This window comes from Streptomyces sp. NK08204, assembly GCF_020400585.1.
Classification (GTDB): domain Bacteria; phylum Actinomycetota; class Actinomycetes; order Streptomycetales; family Streptomycetaceae; genus Streptomyces.
On sequence record NZ_JAINVF010000004.1, the window covers coordinates 322,425 to 340,202 of the forward strand.

The 17,778-nt window shown below is 74.5% G+C and carries 13 protein-coding genes; 7 read left to right on the forward strand and 6 right to left on the reverse strand.

Annotated elements, in window-relative coordinates; all coding sequences use genetic code 11:
* Positions 1-269: 269 nt before the first annotated feature.
* From K7G59_RS09220 to K7G59_RS09245, 6 genes are all read left to right on the forward strand, one after another.
* Positions 270-767, forward strand: coding sequence for a single-stranded DNA-binding protein (locus tag K7G59_RS09220; RefSeq protein WP_225832055.1), 498 nt, complete (start codon positions 270-272; stop codon positions 765-767).
* 315 nt (positions 768-1,082) lie between these two features.
* Positions 1,083-2,450, forward strand: coding sequence for a Cys-Gln thioester bond-forming surface protein (locus K7G59_RS09225; protein WP_225832057.1), 1,368 nt, complete (start codon positions 1,083-1,085; stop codon positions 2,448-2,450).
* Between the two features lie 31 nt (positions 2,451-2,481).
* The gene (locus tag K7G59_RS09230) at positions 2,482-2,658 is read left to right on the forward strand and encodes a hypothetical protein (protein ID WP_225832059.1); all 177 of its coding nucleotides are present in this window, start codon (positions 2,482-2,484) and stop codon (positions 2,656-2,658) included.
* A 367-nt stretch (positions 2,659-3,025) separates the two neighbouring features.
* Complete coding sequence (gene ettA / locus K7G59_RS09235; protein WP_225832061.1) at positions 3,026-4,690, forward strand: energy-dependent translational throttle protein EttA; 1,665 nt, start codon at positions 3,026-3,028, stop codon at positions 4,688-4,690.
* Between the two features lie 6 nt (positions 4,691-4,696).
* Entirely contained in the window at positions 4,697-5,110 is a 414-nt protein-coding gene (locus K7G59_RS09240) for a thioesterase family protein (protein ID WP_225832063.1), read from the forward strand.
* Positions 5,107-5,799: a hypothetical protein gene (locus K7G59_RS09245; protein ID WP_225832065.1), complete on the forward strand. Its 693-nt coding sequence runs from the start codon at positions 5,107-5,109 to the stop codon at positions 5,797-5,799. Before K7G59_RS09240 ends, K7G59_RS09245 begins: the two co-directional genes overlap by 4 nt.
* A gap of 35 nt (positions 5,800-5,834) precedes the next feature.
* Here the strand turns inward: K7G59_RS09245 and K7G59_RS09250 are convergent, their stop codons facing one another.
* From K7G59_RS09250 to K7G59_RS09265, 4 genes are all read right to left on the reverse strand, one after another.
* On the reverse strand, positions 5,835-6,842 hold the full coding sequence (locus tag K7G59_RS09250) for an ABC transporter ATP-binding protein (protein ID WP_225832066.1): 1,008 nt from the start codon (positions 6,840-6,842) through the stop codon (positions 5,835-5,837).
* Between the two features lie 19 nt (positions 6,843-6,861).
* Positions 6,862-9,582, reverse strand: coding sequence for an ABC transporter permease (locus K7G59_RS09255; RefSeq protein ID WP_225832272.1), 2,721 nt, complete (start codon positions 9,580-9,582; stop codon positions 6,862-6,864).
* A 142-nt stretch (positions 9,583-9,724) separates the two neighbouring features.
* A complete protein-coding gene (locus tag K7G59_RS09260; protein ID WP_225832068.1) occupies positions 9,725-13,129 on the reverse strand; it encodes an ABC transporter permease in 3,405 nt (1,134 codons plus the stop codon).
* 253 nt (positions 13,130-13,382) lie between these two features.
* Positions 13,383-13,787: a globin gene (locus tag K7G59_RS09265; protein ID WP_225832070.1), complete on the reverse strand. Its 405-nt coding sequence runs from the start codon at positions 13,785-13,787 to the stop codon at positions 13,383-13,385.
* Between the two features lie 79 nt (positions 13,788-13,866).
* Between K7G59_RS09265 and K7G59_RS09270 the strand changes: the two genes are divergently transcribed.
* Positions 13,867-14,856: a methyltransferase domain-containing protein gene (locus tag K7G59_RS09270; RefSeq protein ID WP_225832072.1), complete on the forward strand. Its 990-nt coding sequence runs from the start codon at positions 13,867-13,869 to the stop codon at positions 14,854-14,856.
* Between the two features lie 26 nt (positions 14,857-14,882).
* Here K7G59_RS09270 and K7G59_RS09275 read toward each other — a convergent pair whose 3' ends face one another.
* Entirely contained in the window at positions 14,883-16,349 is a 1,467-nt protein-coding gene (locus K7G59_RS09275) for an FHA domain-containing protein (protein WP_225832074.1), read from the reverse strand.
* Between the two features lie 59 nt (positions 16,350-16,408).
* Positions 16,409-17,752 carry a VWA domain-containing protein gene (locus K7G59_RS09280; RefSeq protein ID WP_225832076.1) on the reverse strand — a complete coding sequence of 448 codons (1,344 nt, stop codon included), beginning with the start codon at positions 17,750-17,752 and terminating at the stop codon, positions 16,409-16,411.
* Positions 17,753-17,778 lie beyond the last annotated feature (26 nt).

A 17,778-nucleotide genomic window follows, 5' to 3' on the forward strand; every position in this document is an offset into this window, starting at 1 on the left:
GTGAGGTGCCGCCCCGGCTGGAGTGGGGTGAGGTGCCGCGCTGGGCCGGGGTGGGGTGAGGCCTCTCTCCGGCCGGACCCGGCTCACTCGTGCGGGTGACGGAGTTTTCCACAGGCGGGGAGTGGTCCACAGCGCACGACGGGCCCGGCCCGGCGGAGGCAGTCTGAAGCCACGGCGATCACGCCGCACGGCAGACGCCGCCGTACGGGACGGGCCCGTACGCATGTCCGCACGGCCGGAAGGGGCCGGGCGAGGGAGGGGTGCGCAGCATGAACGAGACAGTGGTCTGTGTGGTGGGGAACGTGGCGACGCCGCCGGTGTACTGGGAACCGGCTACGGGGCCGACCGTGAGGTTCCGGCTGGCGGTGACCGCGCGCTACTGGGACCGGGAGAAGGGTGTCTGGACGGACGGGCACACCAACTTCTTCACGGTGTGGGCCAAACGGCAGCTCGCGGCCAACGTGGCCACGTCGGTGGAGGTGGGGCAGCCCCTCGTCGTCCAGGGCAGGCTGAAGGTGCGCACGGAGGTGCGCGAGGGGCAGCAGCAGTGGGCGTCGGCCGACATCGACGCGGTGGCGATCGGCCACGACCTGTCGCGTGGCACGGCGGCCTTCCGCCGTACGGCGAGGCCGGAGACGGCACAGCCGGCAGTGCCGACTCCGGCGCAGCCGACGGCCGGTCCGGAGCCGAGCTGGGAGACACCCGTGGCGCAACCACCGGATCCGTCCGTGTCCCAACGCCGCCTGCCGGTAGCGGCAGTGACATGACGTCATTTCCATTCCGGCCGATCTGCGGCTTATCGACGAATGCGCTCCGAAGGCCCCGAACCATCCGGTGGATTTGTCGATAAGCGCAGCTCACCTGCGGTCGCGGCGATAACGATTGCGGATCGGATCGGCCGTCCGGTGATCTGTCCGGGCAGGGGCGGTCCGCATGATCCATAGGATGCCGGGCGTGGCCCGAGAGGCCGTCACTTTCTGCTGGTGGGACCGCCCCTCACGTCCAACAGGTCCTGCTCGAAAGGGAATTCTGTGCTTGCTGCTGCGTTCTCCGGGTCCTCCCGGTCCGCCGGAGCGGCCCGCGTGGCCGCCGTCACGCTGGTGTCCGGCCTGGCGGCAGCCGGTGTGCTGTCCGGTGCCCACGCGGCCGTGGCCGCCGGGGAACCGCAGACCCAGGGCGGCGCGACGGCCACGATCAACGGCCTGAAGACCTACGGCGAGGCCGTGATCCACGAGGCGGGCGGCGATCAGCGGGTGGCCGCGGGCCTGTTCGAGATGTCCGTGGACGGTGGCGGCACCCTGCAGACGTACTGCGTGGACCTCCACAACCCCACCCAGCGCGACGCCAGATACCAGGAGACCTCCTGGAACAGCACCTCGCTGGGTGCCAACAAGGACGCGGGCCGGATCCGCTGGATCCTGCAGCACTCCTACCCCCAGGTCAACGACCTCGCCGCGCTCGCCCGCAAGGCGGGGGTGAGCGCCCTCACCGAGCAGGACGCGGCGGCCGGCACCCAGGTGGCCATCTGGCGCTACTCGGACGGCGCGAAGGTCGACGCGGTGGACCCCAGGGCGGAGAAGCTCGCCGACTACCTGGAGAAGAACGCCCGCGGCACGGGCGAGCCGCAGCCGTCGCTGACCCTGGACCCGCCCGTGGTGTCCGGCCGTCCGGGGGACCTGCTCGGACCGGTGACCGTGCACACCAACGCGAGCGGCGTGACCGTGGTACCGCCGGCGGACGCGGCCACCAGCGGGGTGCGGATCATCGACAGGGCCGGCAAGGTGATCACCTCCGCGAAGGACGGCAGCCGGCTGTACTTCGACATCCCCGAGGACGTGGCGGACGGTTCGGCCCAGCTGACCGTGCAGGCTTCCACCACCGTCCCCGTGGGCCGCGCCTTCGCCTCCGAGAGCCGCAGCCAGACCCAGATCCTGGCCGGGTCCAGCGAGTCCACGGTCTCCGCGGCCGCGAGCGCCACCTGGACGGCCAAGGGCGCCATACCGGCGGTGTCGGCCCGCGAGAACTGCGCCAAGGGTGCGGTGGACGTCATCGCGGCCAACACCGGCGACAGACCCTTCACCTTCCAGCTGATGGGCGCCGAGCACACCGTCCCCGCGGGCGCCACGCGCACGGTGACCGTCCCGCTCCAGGAGGACCAGGCCTACGACCTCACGGTCACCGGCCCGAACGGATTCAGCCGCCGCTTCACCGGCCTCCTCGACTGCAAGACGCAGGGCACGATCACGACGCAGACCACCACCCAGACCCTCGGCGAGCCCAGCCCCGCCCCGATGAGCGGCGGCACGGACGGCACCGACCTCGCCGCGACGGGAGGCTCGGCCATCACCCCGTTGATCGCGGGCACGGCCATCGGCCTGGTGGTGGTCGGCGGCGCGGTCCTGGTCCTGCTGCGCAAGCGGGAGCAGCCGGGCGACGGGGACCGTCTCTGACACGGCTGTCGCGCGGCAGCGGGGCCGGGTCTTGCCGATCGTGGAGGTGTACCCGTACCCGCACGACTCGGAAGCACCCGAGGCCCGAGCGGCGCAGGAAGCGGAACACTGCCCGTTCTCCGGTGGTGCCTGCGAAAAGAAGAAGCAGTACCGGTTCGGGTACTGCTCCGTGACGCACCAGGCCAACTGGGACGCGCGGCAGCACTGAGGGGGTGATTCCAGCGACAGCGCACGGCTGTCGGCTCAGCGCGCCACTGGCAGATGCCGCCTGCGTGCCGCACTCCTGCTCGTCGGCGCACCGGCGATCTCCTGCAGGGCCCGCACCGGCCGGAAGCCGGGCCCCGAGCCATGTCCGAGGCCGATGCCCGGAGGGTGACGCATCACTGACTGTGGGTCGAACCCCGCGGCGCGAGCCCGCGACACGGGGGCACCCGACGGCTGACCGTCCCTGAACCGTCCAAGGAAACCGCAGGTCAGAGCGCCCGGAGTCGACGGGTTTCCGTCCAGGCCTGGCGGTCAGGCAAGATGGGCTGTATCTGCCCACTGCCAGATTTCAAGCTGCCGGACGGTTTCTCTTGGCTGAGTACATCTACACCATGCGCAAGGCGCGCAAAGCGCACGGCGACAAGGTGATCCTCGACGACGTCACCCTGAGCTTCCTGCCCGGAGCGAAGATCGGTGTCGTCGGGCCGAACGGCGCCGGTAAGTCGACCGTCCTGCAGATCATGGCGGGACTGCAGCAGCCGTCCAACGGTGACGCGTTCCTCTCTCCCGGCTACAGCGTCGGCATCCTCCTCCAGGAGCCCCCGCTGAACGAGGAGAAGACGGTCCTCGAGAACGTCGAGGAGGGTGTCGCCGAGATCAAGGGCAAGCTCGACCGGTTCAACGAGATCGCCGAGCAGATGGCGACCGAGTACACCGACGCCCTGATGGACGAGATGGGCAAGCTCCAGGAGGACCTGGACCACGCCAACGCCTGGGACCTCGACGCCCAGCTGGAGCAGGCCATGGACGCCCTGGGCTGCCCGCCCGGCGACTGGCCCGTCACCAACCTCTCCGGTGGTGAGAAGCGCCGCGTCGCGCTCTGCAAGCTGCTGCTGGAGCAGCCCGACCTGCTCCTGCTCGACGAGCCCACCAACCACCTCGACGCCGAGTCCGTGAACTGGCTGGAGCAGCACCTCGCCAAGTACCCGGGCACCGTCGTGGCCATCACCCACGACCGGTACTTCCTGGACAACGTGGCCGAGTGGATCCTCGAGCTGGACCGCGGTCGCGCCTACCCGTACGAGGGCAACTACTCCACGTACCTGGAGACCAAGGCCACCCGCCTCAAGGTCGAGGGCCAGAAGGACGCCAAGCGGCAGAAGCGCCTCAAGGAAGAGCTGGAGTGGGTCCGCTCCAACGCCAAGGGACGCCAGGCCAAGTCCAAGGCCCGTCTCGCCCGCTACGAGGAGATGGCCGCCGAGGCGGACAAGATGCGGAAGCTGGACTTCGAGGAGATCCAGATCCCGCCGGGCCCGCGCCTGGGCAACGTCGTCGTCGAGGTCAACGACCTGCACAAGGGCTTCGGCGAGAAGATCCTCGTCGACGGGCTGTCCTTCACGCTGCCGCGCAACGGCATCGTCGGCGTCATCGGCCCCAACGGCGCCGGCAAGACCACGCTGTTCAAGATGATCCAGGGCCTGGAGACCGCGGACTCCGGTGACATCAAGGTCGGCGAGACCGTCAAGATCTCCTACGTCGACCAGAGCCGCGCCAACATCGACCCGAAGAAGACGCTGTGGGAGGTCGTGTCCGACGGGCTCGACTACATCAACGTCGGCCAGGTCGAGATGCCGTCGCGGGCGTACGTCTCCGCCTTCGGCTTCAAGGGCCCGGACCAGCAGAAGCCGGCCGGCGTCCTGTCCGGTGGTGAGCGCAACCGCCTCAACCTGGCGCTGACCCTGAAGCAGGGCGGCAACCTGCTGCTCCTCGACGAGCCCACCAACGACCTCGACGTCGAGACGCTCTCCAGCCTGGAGAACGCGCTGCTGGAGTTCCCCGGCTGCGCCGTCGTCGTCTCCCACGACCGCTGGTTCCTCGACCGCGTGGCCACGCACATCCTCGCCTACGAGGGTGAGTCCAAGTGGTTCTGGTTCGAGGGCAACTTCGAGTCGTACGAGAAGAACAAGATCGAGCGGCTCGGCCCGGACGCGGCCCGTCCGCACCGCGCCACCTACAAGAAGCTGACCCGGGGCTGATCGGTCTTGCGGCACATCTACCGCTGTCCGCTGCGTTGGTCGGACATGGACGCCTACGGTCATGTCAACAACGTGGTCTTCCTCCGTTACCTGGAGGAGGCCCGGATCGATTTCCTGACCCGCCCGGACAAGAACTTCCGCCAGGGGTCGGTGGTGGCCCGCCACGAGATCGACTACAAGGCGCAGCTCGTCCACCGGCACACCCCGGTGGACATCGAGCTGTGGATCACCGAGATCAGGGCCGCGTCCTTCACCATCACCTACGAGGTGAAGGACGCCGACCTGGTGTACGTACGGGCCTCGACGGTGGTCGTGCCGTTCGACTTCGAGGCCCAGCGGCCGCGTCGCATCACCGCGGAGGAGCGCGAGTTCCTCCACGGGTACACGGACGCGGCCGAGAAGGAGGCCGTCGCGGCATGACCGTGCTGCACCTCGCCGACGAGACGGAGGCGGCGGACCTCGCCGCCTTCCTCTCCCGGCTGCTCCACTACGACCGTGGAGCTGCGGTGCGCCTCCAGGCGGTCGGCACGGCGCTGGCCGTCTTCGGGCGCCCGCCGTCCTTCGAGGTGCTGGCCGTCCGCGCGGTCGGGCTGGCGAAGCCGTACGAGAACGGGCTCGACAGCGCGCTGGACGTGACCGTCTCCGCCGGTGAGTTCCTGGAGTCCGTGGACGAGCGCGCGGCCACCGCCGCCGTTCCGGCCGCGGTCACCGGGCCGCCCTGGGCCGGTGTGCTGCCGCCGCGCGCCGGCTGGTGTCCCGAGCCGGGGCTGCCGGCGCCGGACACCCTGCGGGCGGCGGTCGCCGCAGCGGTCGCCGAGTTCCGCTCCCGTACGGAGCAACTGGCCCCGGAGCGCCGTACCCGCGGGGAACTGGACCGGATCGGACGGGACATCTGGTCCCGGGAGATCGGCGGCACCGGGCTTCCGGTACGGGCCGTGCACGCGGCCCAGTCCCTGGGCTTCCTCCGGCCGGGCGCCGGCCGGGAGGACACCGGGCTGTACTCCGCGGGCGCGTGGCTGCGCCTGCGTACGCCGTACGGGTCGGTTGCCGTACGGCGCCCCGGTCTCGGCGCTTCCGGGCTGGGTGCCCTCGGCGTCAGCGTCCGCTGAGAGGCCCCTGCCCAGGGTCTGCCGCGCCTCGCTGACTACCGCTTCTCGCTGTCGTCCGGCCACACCCCGATGTGGTCCGGCTCCAGTTCCAGGGCGACGCGGTCGCGCATCCCGAGGGCCCGGAGGTGGTCGGCGGGCAGCTGGAGGCGGCCCGCGCGGTCGAGCATGGCGTACTCGCGGGCGACCACCGTCTCGTGTCCGGTGGTGGCGTCGACCTCGCTGCGCCGCAGTACCTCGGTGGAGGTACGGCCGTCGCGGATGGCGACGGTGCGGCGCACCTCGGCGGCCACGGCCTGGTCGTGGGTGACGATGACGACGGTGGTGCCGAGCGTGTCGTTCGCCGTACGGAACGCCTCGAAGATCTGTGCGGCCGTGTGCGAGTCGAGTTCGCCGGTGGGTTCGTCGGCGAGCAGCACCGAGGGACTGTTCGCGAGGGCCACCGCGATCGCGGCGCGCTGCTGCTGGCCGCCGGACATCTCGTGCGGGCGCCGGTCACGGCAGTCGGCGACCTCCAGCAACTCCAGCAGCTCCAGGGCGCGTTCGGCTCGGGCGCGGCGGCGCATGCGGGTGCCGGACAGCTGGAGGGGCAGCGCGACGTTCTGGGCGGCGGTGAGGTACGGCAGCAGGTTGCGGGAGGTCTGCTGCCAGACGAAGCCGACGACCTCGCGGCGGTAGGCCAGCCGGTCGGTGGCGGTCATGGTGAGCAGGTCCCGCCCGGCCACGCGGGCCGCTCCCGCGGTGGGGGTGTCCAGACCGGCGAGGATGTTCATCAGCGTGGACTTGCCGCTGCCGGACGCGCCCACCAGGGCCATCAGCTCGCCCTCGCGGACGAGGAGGTCCAGGCCCTGGAGCGCCTGGACCTCGACGCCGTCCGTGGAGAAGACGCGGACGAGACGGTCGCAGGCGATGAGGGCGTCGTGGCCGTAGGCGGGGCGGTTGCGGGACTCGGCGGCCTTGTCGGCGAGGGCGGCGAGGCCATCGCGGCCGGTGAGGCCGTCGCTGCCGGTGAGGCCCGGGCCGGTGAGGGACGGGTCGCTGGTCATGAGGCCCTCCAGTGCGCGTTCATCGGACATCCCCCGCCCTCAGCTCCCGTACCGCCCCCCGTCTCCCCGTCCACCACGCCTGCACGCCCGCGATCCCCGTCGCCACCACCAGGACCGTCACCGCCGGTACCGTCAGCGACCAGATGTCGGGGCGCAGTTCGGCTTCGGTCACCGGGGTCCGGGCCGTGGGCAGGGCGATGGCCGTCAGATCGATGCCGGGGGAGAGGAGACGGACGGCGGCCCAGCCGGTCAGCGTGCCGCCGAGCGAGGCGAGCAGGGCCTGCGGGAGGGACTCCAGGACGAGGAGGCGGCGGCCCTGCGCGCGGGTGAGGCCCATCGTGCGCAGCCGGGCGAGCAGTGCGGCACGTTCGGGCGCCGCGCGCAGCAGGGCCAGCAGCAGGGCGAGCACCGCGAAACCGGCGCCCGCCGCCACCGCCGCGGTGTACACGTGCTCGGCGCCGGACTGCAGGGGCGAGGCGGCGTACCGTGCGCGCTCCTCGGCGCGGACCCGGACGGTGGCCCCACGGGCCGCCGCGCGGCGCAGCCCGGCCGCGTCCGCCCGGCCGCCGGTCAGCAGCAGTGCTGTCGGCCGGGCGGCATCGGCCGAGAGCCCGGCGCGGTCCACGACCAGGAAGTCGGCGCTCGGCAGCGCCGGGGTGCGGTCACGGACGGCCGTGATGCGGACGGTGACCGTGCCGCCGTCCTCCAGCCGGACCGGGAACGGCCGCCTGGTGCCGTACGAGGCCGCGACGGACGGGGAGGCGAGCGCGGGCAGCGGACCGGTGGGACCCGTGCGGCTGCGCAACGCGCCCGGGCCGAAGGCGCCCAGGCCGGTGCGGGACGCCAACCGTGCGTACGGGCCCGGGTCCACGCCCACCAGCGGCACCGAGTCCTGCCCGTCCGCCGGTTTCGCGTCGTAGGCGATGCTCACCGCCGCCACCGCCCGCACCCCCGGCACGGCCCGCACCCGGCCCACGACGGCGGCCGGAAGCGGCCCGTCGGAGTCCGCGCGGGCGTCGGCACCGACGGTGAGCAGGGCCGCCCGGTCCCGGGCCTCGGCCACGCCCGCCAGCACCGAGCCGCCGAACGCGGCCGTGGTCAGCGCGGTCAGCAGGGCCAGCAGCGGCAGCACCGCGGAGACGGAGGTACGGGCCGCGCGGGCCAGTGACAGCTGGCCCACCGCCCCGCGCAGCCGCCCGGCCGGACGGGCCACCCGGCGCAGCAGCAGCGGGTAGAGCCGGAGCAGCACCAGGGCCGCGACGATCCCGCACAACACCGGTGCCACAGCCACCAGCCGGCCCCCCGAGGTGCCCTGCCTGCGCAGCGCCGCCACCGCGCCCGCCGCCAGCACCAGCAGGGTCAGCTCGGCGACCGTGCGGCGCCGCGAGGGCCGTCGGGCCGCCACGTCCTCGCGTGGTGCCGTCACCCGGACCGGGCGGTGGGCGAGCGCGGCGCGCAGCGGCAGGGCGCCGCAGGCGGTGACGGTGACGGCCACGGCGGCGGCGACGGCGTACCGGGTGCGGCCGGCGGGAACCGCGAACAGTGCGACGGCCAGGCCCAGCGCACCCGCAGGCACCGCCACCACGGCGGTCTCGGCCAGCAGCCGCCCGGCGAGACCGGGCAGGGAGGCACCCCGGGCGCGCAGCAGCGCGAGTTCGGTCCGGCGCCGGTCCGCGGCGAGCCCGGCGGCCATGAGCAGGACCACGCCGAGCACCGTCGCGGTGCCGGCGGCGGCCACGGCGACCAGCGGGGAGATGCCGGACCGCAGCCGGGTGAAGGAGGCGAGGGCGTCGTCCAGGTCGCTCTCGACGCCGACGCCGGGGTCGACGGCGTTGCGGGCGCGCCGCAGGCCGGGGCCGGACTCCAGTGCGGCGAGGGTCGAGTCCAGGCGGTCCAGGTCGTGCGCGCGCAGGCCGTCCAGGTCCGGGGCGAGGAACCAGTAGCGGCCCGGGTTGCCGCCCGTGCCCAGCAGGACGGGGGCGGCGTCCGGCGGGAGCAGGAGCGCGCCGAGCCAGTACCGCACCGGGTCCGGGCCCAGCGTGGGCACGGACACCAGCGTCGGGGTGCGCAGCAGGGGAACGGCCGACCAGTAGGCGTCGGCCGGGTCGCGGGGGGTGAGGATGCCGGTGACGCGGACGGCGATCGGGGGGCGGGCGACGGCGGGCACGTGGATGACCGAACCCACCCTGATGTGCAGGCGCTCGGCGGTGTCGGCGCTCACGGCGGCCTCCACCCGCGCGCTCGAGGCGTCGACCGTGCCCGGGGCGCGCGGCAGCCGGCCCGCGCGGACGCGGGCGTGGGCGGCCAGGCCGTTCTGCGCGACCAGCTGGACCTTGGCGGGCAGGCCGCTCGGGCGCGGCAGCCACGCGTCGGGCACGGCCAGGCTGATGGTGGTGCCGACGCCGTACGACGACTGGCCGCGGTCCACCGACAGCGCACCGCCGGCCAGATCGAGCACCTGGCCGTACTGCCGTTCCAGCACGCCGGGACGCAGGGCCGCGGCCCGCTGGTCCGCCGGCAGGGCGTAGTCGGGCTGGGGCGCCGTCACCCGCACGGTGGTGCGGTCGGGGCGGGCCTGCTGCAGGGCGCGCCGCAGCCCGGCGTCCTCGTACCGGTCGACCGCGCGCGGGAAGGCCCCCGCGAGCGCGGCGGTCAGCGCGACCAGCAGCGCCAGCGCGACGGCGGCCCCGGGCGCGGCCCGCAACCGGGTCCGCACCCAGGGTGCGACGACGGCGGACACCCGCCCGGCCACGACCGCCCCGGGCCCGGCCTCGGTGGACGAGGACCGCGGCCCGGTGGACGAGGACCCGGGGTCGGCGGACGAGGACCCGGGTTCGGTGGACGAGGACCCGGGTTCGGGGGACGTCGGACGGCGGTCCACCTCACTCACCTCCCTGTTCCCGCAGTGCCCGTGCCGGGTCCGCGCGGCGTACGGACAGCAGGGCCGTGACGGCCAGTGGGGTCGCGGAGACCGCGGCGAGCAGCAGGGCGACCTGTCCGGCGGGGAGTCGGACCAGGAGGTCCGGTACGGGGCGTTCGGCCTCGGCGGTCAGCACGATCAGCGGGAGCACGGCGCGGGCCAGCACGGTGCCCAGGCCGACGCCCACCGCCAGGGCCAGCCCCACCAGCACGCCTTGTTCGGCGGCGACCGTCCGGGCCAGCCGGCGGCGCGGGACGCCGAGCGCGCGCAGGATGGCGAACTCGCTGTCACGCGCCCGAAGCGATCCGGCGGTGCCCACGGCGAAGCCGACCGCGGCGAGCGCCGCCGCCGCCACCGCTGCCGCCGTGAACGCGGCCTCGGGACCGGCGCCGAAGGGGTCGTCGCGCAGCCCGGCGGCGATCTCGTCGCGGACCACGACCTGCCCCGGGTCCACGTCCGGCAGCGCCCGCAGCGCCGCGGCCACCCCTGCCGCGGCGCCCGGCGCGGTGCGCAGCCACCACTCGGTGGGCGTGACCCCCGCCCCGTACCGCGCCTGCAACACCCGGTTCACGGCGCGCAGATCGACCAGGATGGCACCGCCGTCGGCGGCGCCGGGATCGGCCGGGTCGGCGGTCGCGGGCAGTGCCCGCACCGAGCGGACGATCCGCACCGGCAGGTTCTGGCCGCCGATCGTCAGGTCCATCCGCTGCCCGGTGCGGGCGCCCGCCGAGGCCAGGAAGCGGTCGGTCGCGACGGCCGCCACCTGGGGCGGCGCGGGCTGTGTCGCCGTGAGCTGGACGGTGACGGAGGCGACCGTCCAGACGTTCGCGTCCGGCAGGTAGCCGGTGCCGTAGGTGACCGTCAGTGGCCGGTGCGCGGTGATCCGGGGGCGGGTGGGACTGGCGGCCGCGTTCGGGACGGCGGCGCCGCCCGCGTGCACGGCGGTGCTCCAGTCGGCCGGGAGCGCGACCCGGTGCCGTGTTCCGTCGGCGGAGGCGGCCGTCAGATCGCCGACGACGAGCCGGTGTCGTTCGGTGCGCTGGGCCGGCTGGGGCATGTCCAGCCGGAGCCCGGTGAGGGTGAGCGGGCCGAGGGAGGAAGAGCCGGGGGAGGGCAGGGCAGCGTCGAGGGCGTGCGTGTGGCCGTCGGCGGGCAGCAGCCCGAGAGGGACGTCGTACGGCACCTCGTAGCGGTCCGTCAGCGTGGCCGTCACGTCGGCGGTGGTCCCGGGCCCGGTGGAGCTGTGCAGGCCCGCCGTCAGCCGCAGCCGTGCCGTGCCCGCGGGCACCCGGGCACCGGCGGGGGCGCCCTCGGCGGCCAGCCCGGACAGCAGCGGCCGTACCGGGACGTCCGCCAGGTCCGGGCGCATCAGCACCCCGTCCGCCGCGCGCGCGGTGTCCAGGGCCAGCACGGTCGCGGTGCGGTCGCCGGACAGGGGTTGCGCGGTGCGTACGGCGGGGGCGGCGGCGCGCACGTGCGGGAGCGCCGCGAACTCGTCGGTGCGGCCGAGCCCGCCGTCCCCGGCGGCCAGCACCCGCACCGGCACTCCGGCGCGGAAGTCGGCCTGGTCGTCCTGCGAGCGGTCCCAGGAGGCGGACTGCCCGATCGCGAGCATGCCGAGCGCGACGGCGAGCACGAGCAGCAGCACCGGGCCCGCGCTCCGCGCGGTGCGGCGGCTGAACTGCCAGCCGGCCAGTGCCACCGGCAGCCCCCGCCCGGCCGCCGCCCAGCGCTCGGCGAGCCGGGCCACAGGCGGCAGCAGCCGCAGCGTCAGCACGGTCCCGGCGAGCAGTGCCAGCGCGGGCGCGGCCACCAGCAGCGGATCGACTCCGAGCGCCCCCGACCGGTCGGCGGCCACTCCGCCCGACTTCTGCCGTCCCAGCTGCCAGTAGGCGACCCCGGCGATCACCAGCAGTCCGACGTCGGCTCCGGCGCGGACGGGTGCGGGGCGGCCGGCGGTACGGGCGCGCCGGGTGGTGGCGGAGCGGCGTGCGGGCAGCCGCAGGGCGCGCAGGGCCCGGAACGGGCCGAAGCCCCGGGCCGGTCCCGGTCGTCGGCCGCTGCCGCCCCGGCCCCGCCGTCCCTCGTCGGCGCTCGCCACCGCCGGTGCCGTCACCGCGAGGGCGCAGCCCAGGGCCACCGCGGCCGCCACGAGCCAGACCATGGGGCGGGCCGCGACGGGGGTGTCCAGGCGGAGGCCGAGCCGGCCGAGCGGGCCGTGTCCGGCCAGCAGAGCGGTGAGTGGGCCGGACAGCAGCGGGGCGCACACGGCGGCGGGGAGGGCGAGAAGGACGGCCTCGGCCGCGGCGAGGGCCGCGATCCGGGCGCGAGAGGCGCCCCGCGCCCGCAACAGCCGGGTCTCGCCCGCGCGTTCGGCGCCGAGCAGCCGGGCCACCAGCAGCAGCGCGTACCCGGCCAGCAGCACGAGCTGCAGTGCGACGATCAGGAGCGTGGCACGGGAGACGAGCAGCGCGCGGTCGACCCGGTCCAGGACGTCGGGGAGCGAGGTGGTCGCCTCCGTCGTACCGCTCAGGGCCGCGTGCGCGCGCAGCGCCGGTCCGGCCTTCCGCGCGGCCCGGCGGAGTTCGCCGGTCCGTCCGGTCGTCAGCGTCCCGAAGTCGGCCGAGGCGAGCCAGGCCACGGACCCGGCGCTCACCCGGCCGCCGGCGAGGACGGACGGGTCGGCGAGCAGCGGGCCGTACGTCGTGAAGCCGGACTTCTTCACCCCGCGGCCGAGCAGGTCGTCGAGCCGCCAGTACGGTGCCGAGACGGAGGCGGGGCGGTACAGGCCGGTGATCCGTACGCGCACGGGCGGGCCGTCCAGGCGGTCGGCGAGGGTGAGCCGGTCACCGGGTCCGAGCCCCAGCTGCCGGGCGGCGGCCTGCGGGAGCGCCACCTCGACCTCGCCGGAGGCGACGCGGCTCGGCAGCCGGCCGACGGCGGGCCGTATCTGTGTGGGGTCCAGTGCGGCGAAGTAGGTGAGGTCGGGGTCGCCCGTCGGGGTCGCCCCTGGCCGAGCGGAGCCGACAGCACGGGGGCGGGCAGCCGGCGGCTGCAGCGAGCGGGGCAGCGCGTAGGGGCCCGAGCGGCGCAGGGTCCGCACGGTCACCGGCAGGCCGTCGAACGCCCTACGGCTGCCCTCGTGTACGGCTCTGTCGGCGGCGGCGCGCTCTCCCGGCGGCACGTCCGCCTTGACGACCAGCGTGGTGTCGGCCGCGTTGCGCGAGTCCCGCAGCACATGGCGCAGCGCCGCGTCACCGAGCGCGCCCGAGTACGCCGTGAGCGTCGCCAGCACCACGGCGGTGAGCAGGACCGTGAGCAGGGCGGCAGCGAGCAGCGGGCGGTGCGCCCGCGCGCGTAAGACCACGAACCCCGTCACTCGGCCCCCGTGTCCATCCGGTACTTCCGGACTCCCCGGAATCCCCGGAATCCCCGGACTCGCCGGAGTCCCGGCCCCCCGGACTTCCCCACTTCCGGGTGATGCTGGCAGAGGAGACGGTCCGCCGGTAAGCGGTTGTCGACCGGTCTATATCGGATCGTGACCGGATTCCGGCGACAGGCGACCGGAATCCGATGTTCAGCGCATGTGCGTCACGAGGACGCGACTCGGCGGCCTCGGCTCACTCGGGGGTGTTCACCATCGAAGCGGCGGCATACGTCAGGTAGTTCCACAGCGTGTGCTCGTGCTCCTCGGACAGTCCGAGTTCCTCGACGGCCACTCGCATGTGCCGCAGCCACGCGTCGTGCGCGGCCTTGTCCACGGTGAACGGGGCGTGCCGCATACGCAGCCGCGGGTGGCCGCGGCGCTCGCTGTACGTCGTGGGTCCGCCCCAGTACTGCATGAGGAACAGCACCAGCCGTTCCTCGGCCGGGCCCAGGTCCTCCTCCGGGTACATCGGCCGCAGGAACGGGTCCTCGGCGACGCCCTCGTAGAAACGGTGGACGAGCCGGCGGAAGGTCTCTTCCCCGCCGACCTGCTCGTAGAAGGTCTGCTCCTGAAGCGTGCCGCGCCGAATCTCTCTCACCCGTCCATGGTCTCAGACGCGGTGACCTAGGACTCCAGGCCGGGGACCGAAGGCATCTGAGCGCCCCTAATGTGTGCATATGGGCACGTATGACACCTGGATCGACCGTCTTGCCACCGAGGCGCGGGCCCGGTTGGTGCGGGAGATCGACGCCGCAGGGGTGTGGGCCGCGGACGGGGTTTGGCGGGAGGCGTTCGCGGCGGTGCCCCGGCATGTGTTCGTGCCGTACTACTACGCATGGGCAGCCGGTGCGGGGGGCGGTCACGAGCGCCGCTGGGGCGAGAGTCCGGACCGGGAGGACCGTGAGCGCTGGGTGCGCGGCGCCTACGCCGACGTCCCGCTGGCCACCCGGATGCGCGACGGTGAACTGCTGTCCTCCAGCAGCCGGCCGTCGCTGATGGCGCGGATGCTGGTCGAGCTGCGGGTCGGGGACGGGCACCGGGTGCTGGAGGTGGGCGCCGGTACCGGCTACAACGCGGCCCTGCTCTGCCACCGCCTCGGCGACGACGGCCTGGTCACCACGGTCGACCTGGACCCGGAGATCACGGAGTCGGCCCGCCGGCACCTGGCCGAGGCCGGACACCACCCGCTCGTCGTCACCGGCGACGGGGCGCGCGGGGTGCCCCGTCGCGCCCCGTTCGACCGGATCATCGCGACCTGCGAGCTGCCCACGGTGCCGCGCGCCTGGCTCGCCCAGTGCCGCCCCGGCGCGCGCGTGCTGACTCCGCTCGCCACCGGCCTGGTCGCCCTCACCGTCCGGGACGCCGGGCACGCGGAGGGCCGGTTCCTCGACCAGCCCGCCCACTTCGTCCCGCTGCGCGGAACGGGCCGGACGGCGAACCCCGACGGGGTGCTCCCGGGCCGGTTGCCCCGCCGGGCGCGCGGGCAGGAGCCGTTCCGCTTCCTGCTGGGCCTGGTCCGGGGCGCCCTCGGACCGTGCGAGGCCCTCGCGCTGTGGGAGGGCGAGGGCAGGCCGGACCGCGAGCGCTACGGCGTCACGGTCAGCGCCGAGCGCGCGTGGGCGTGGCTGGACGATCCCGCGGGGCCGTACGCCTGGCCCCTGCCGTGACCGCCCTCGGCCGTGTCCCGGCCTGGTCAGCCCCGGCGGATGGTGATCGTCGTCCAGGCGCCCACGTGCACCCGGTCGCCGTCCTGGAGCGGTACCGGCACGAACGGCTGGATCGGTTCCTCCGAGCCGTTGACCGTGGTGCCGTTCGTCGAGTTCTGGTCGACGACCGCCCAGTTGCCGTCCGGCTGCTGCACCAGCACCGCGTGCTGGTGCGAGACGCCCGGGTCCTCCGGCGGCACCGACAGGTCGATGTCGGGGGTGTCGCCCGTGGAGTGCCGGCGGCGGCCGATGGTGACCTGGTTCCCGCTGAGCGTGCGCTGCTGCTCCGGCGAGTACGCGGGCAGGTTCAGGCCCGCGGCCTCGGGGCCCGAACGCTGCATCATCGCCATGAAGTAGTCGCGGTCCGGGGCGATGGTCGCCGTCCAGGTGGCCGGCTGCGGTGGCTGCGGTGCCGCCGGGAAGCCGGGGTTGCGCGGGGCCTGTGTGCCACCGGCCGGCGGGTAGCCGTAACCACCGCCGGGCGCGCCGGGGCCGCCGGGGCCGCCGGGGCCGGCGGACGACGGCGGGGAGAGCACCCAGTCGTCGTCACCGCCGCCGAAGGACGGGCCGCCGGCCGGCGGGCGGCCGGTCTCCTGCGGGAACGCGGGCGGTCCGGACGGCTGGAACGCCTGCGGGGCGCCGCCGGAGGTGCCGCCGGGTCCGGGGGGCGGCGGAGTCGGGCCGGGCGGCGGAGTCGGGCCGGGCGGCGGCGGGACCGGCCGGGAGGGGTCCCCACCGAAGCCGGAGGGGCCGCCGGGGCCGTTGGGGCCGGCGGGGCCATTGGGGTGGGCCGGTCCGCGCGGTCCGGGCACGCCGGGCGCGCCGGGGAAGCCGGACGGCGGACCCGAGGGCGGACCCGAGGGCGGACCCGAGGGCGGACCCGAGGGCGGACCGGCGGGCGGCCGGGCGCCGAAAGCGGGGGGGCCGGGCGGGTCGGACGGGCCGGACGGGCCCGACGGACCGGGCACGCCGGGCGAGGTGGGCGGCGGGCCGGACGGGCGGCGCTCGCCCGCGAACGGCGTCGGGCCCGAGGGCTCGCTGCCGAAGGACGGGATCGGCTCGGCGGGCCGGTTCACCTGCGAGGGCCGCGAGCCCTGGTACTCGTACCCGTCACCGCCGCCGTAGGTCGCGCTCGGCGGCTGGAAGCGGGGCTGCGGCGGGCGCGGCGCGGCCGGGGTGTAGGAGGTGGCCGTGTTCGTCAGGAAGTTCCACCGGCACTCCTCGCAGAAGGGCGCGCCGCCCTCGCGGGGCGTACGGCACTGCGGGCACAGCTCCGGCTCGGGCGCCGGGGCACCGGCCGGCGGGCGTGCGCCCTGCGGCGGCGGGAAGCCGTAGCCGCCGCCGGCCGGAGGCGGCGGCGGAGGGGGCGGAGGTACGGCACCGGCCATGCGGTGACCGCAGACCTCGCACCAGTCGTCGGAACCCGACTGGTGTCCGTTCGGGCAGGTCGGCATGTCGGCGTTTCCCCTTCTCCGGATGTCCTTCCCGGATGTCCTTCTCGCGTCCTACTGGGTCACTTCTTTACACGAACAGTCTTTGTGGACCGGGTGTCGAGAGTCATCTCGTCGGCCTCGGCGACCTTCGTCTTCAACCGCACAGTACCTGTCGCGGCGTCGACCACGTCCACCACCTTCGCAAGCAGTTTCGCAGTATCCGCGTTCCCCGAGGCGCTCGCGAGCTGAACGGCGCGCCCCAGTTTGGCCGTTGCCCCGTCGAAATCGCCCGCTTTGCGCAGGTCGAGCCCCTGTCGAATGGCTTGCGCCAGTTCGGCCTGCCCGGTGTAGTGAGCGACCTGGGGGTTGATCGCGGTCGAGGCCGCCATGTCGTCGGTCCACACCGCCCGTACGAGACCCTGGGCGCCCAAGTTCCGGACCGAGCCGTCCGGTTGCGGCACCACCAGCGAGACCCGGGCGGCCAGCATCTCCTGGCCCAGACCGGCCGTCGGCACCTCGACACACAGGTGGTAGTCCCGGGACTCGTCCCCCCAGGAGCCGGTGGGGTAGTCCCCGGCGCGCGGGCCGGCCTCGGTGCGGCGGTCGGTCAGTTCCTCGACCGTCGGCGCCACTTGCTTGACAAACTTGATCGTCGTGCCGACCGGGGTCCACACCCGCAGGGCGACGTCCGCGACCTCCTTGCCCATGGCCGTCTCCATCATGCGGGTGAAGTCGGCGGCCAGGCCGGCCGGGTCGGCGACGATGTCGGCGCTGCCGAGCAGGGCCGAGGCGATCCCTGTGACTTCTTTCACTTCCCAGTCGGTGCCCACACCGCGGGCGTCACAGGTGAACCGTCCCGCGCACGCGTCGAGCGCCGCGCGCAGGTCCGCCGGGGACTCGTGCTCGTTGCGGCCGTCGGTGAGCAGGATGCCGTGCCGGATGGTGACGTCCACCGAGGACAGCAGCCGGTCGGCGAGCCGCAGCCAGGTGCCGATGGCCGTGCCCCCGCCGGCGCTGAGCCTGCGCAGCGCGTCCTTGGCCTGCCGGCGGGTGGTGGCGTCGGCGACGGCCAGCCGGCCGCCTCCCGGGTACACCTCCGTGGCCACGTGCGTGCCGCCGATCACCGCGAAGTGAACGCCGTCGCGCAGCGTGTCGATCGCGGCGGCCGTGGCGTCACGGGCGTTGCGCATCTTGACCGGCGGGTAGTCCATCGAGCCCGAACAGTCGACCATGATCGCCACCGCCGCGGACGGGCTGCGCCCGGCCGCGTAGCCGGGCGCTCCGGCCGTACTGCCGAGTGTGCCCCCGCCGGTGGCCGTGACCGTGACGATCGCGCTGACCTCGCGACCGCCCTCCGGCAGGTACTCGTTCTGGTACACGTCCATCGAGAACGCGGGCACGTTCGACTTGGAGAAATTGGCCATGCTGACTCTGATCCCCCTTACAGCCC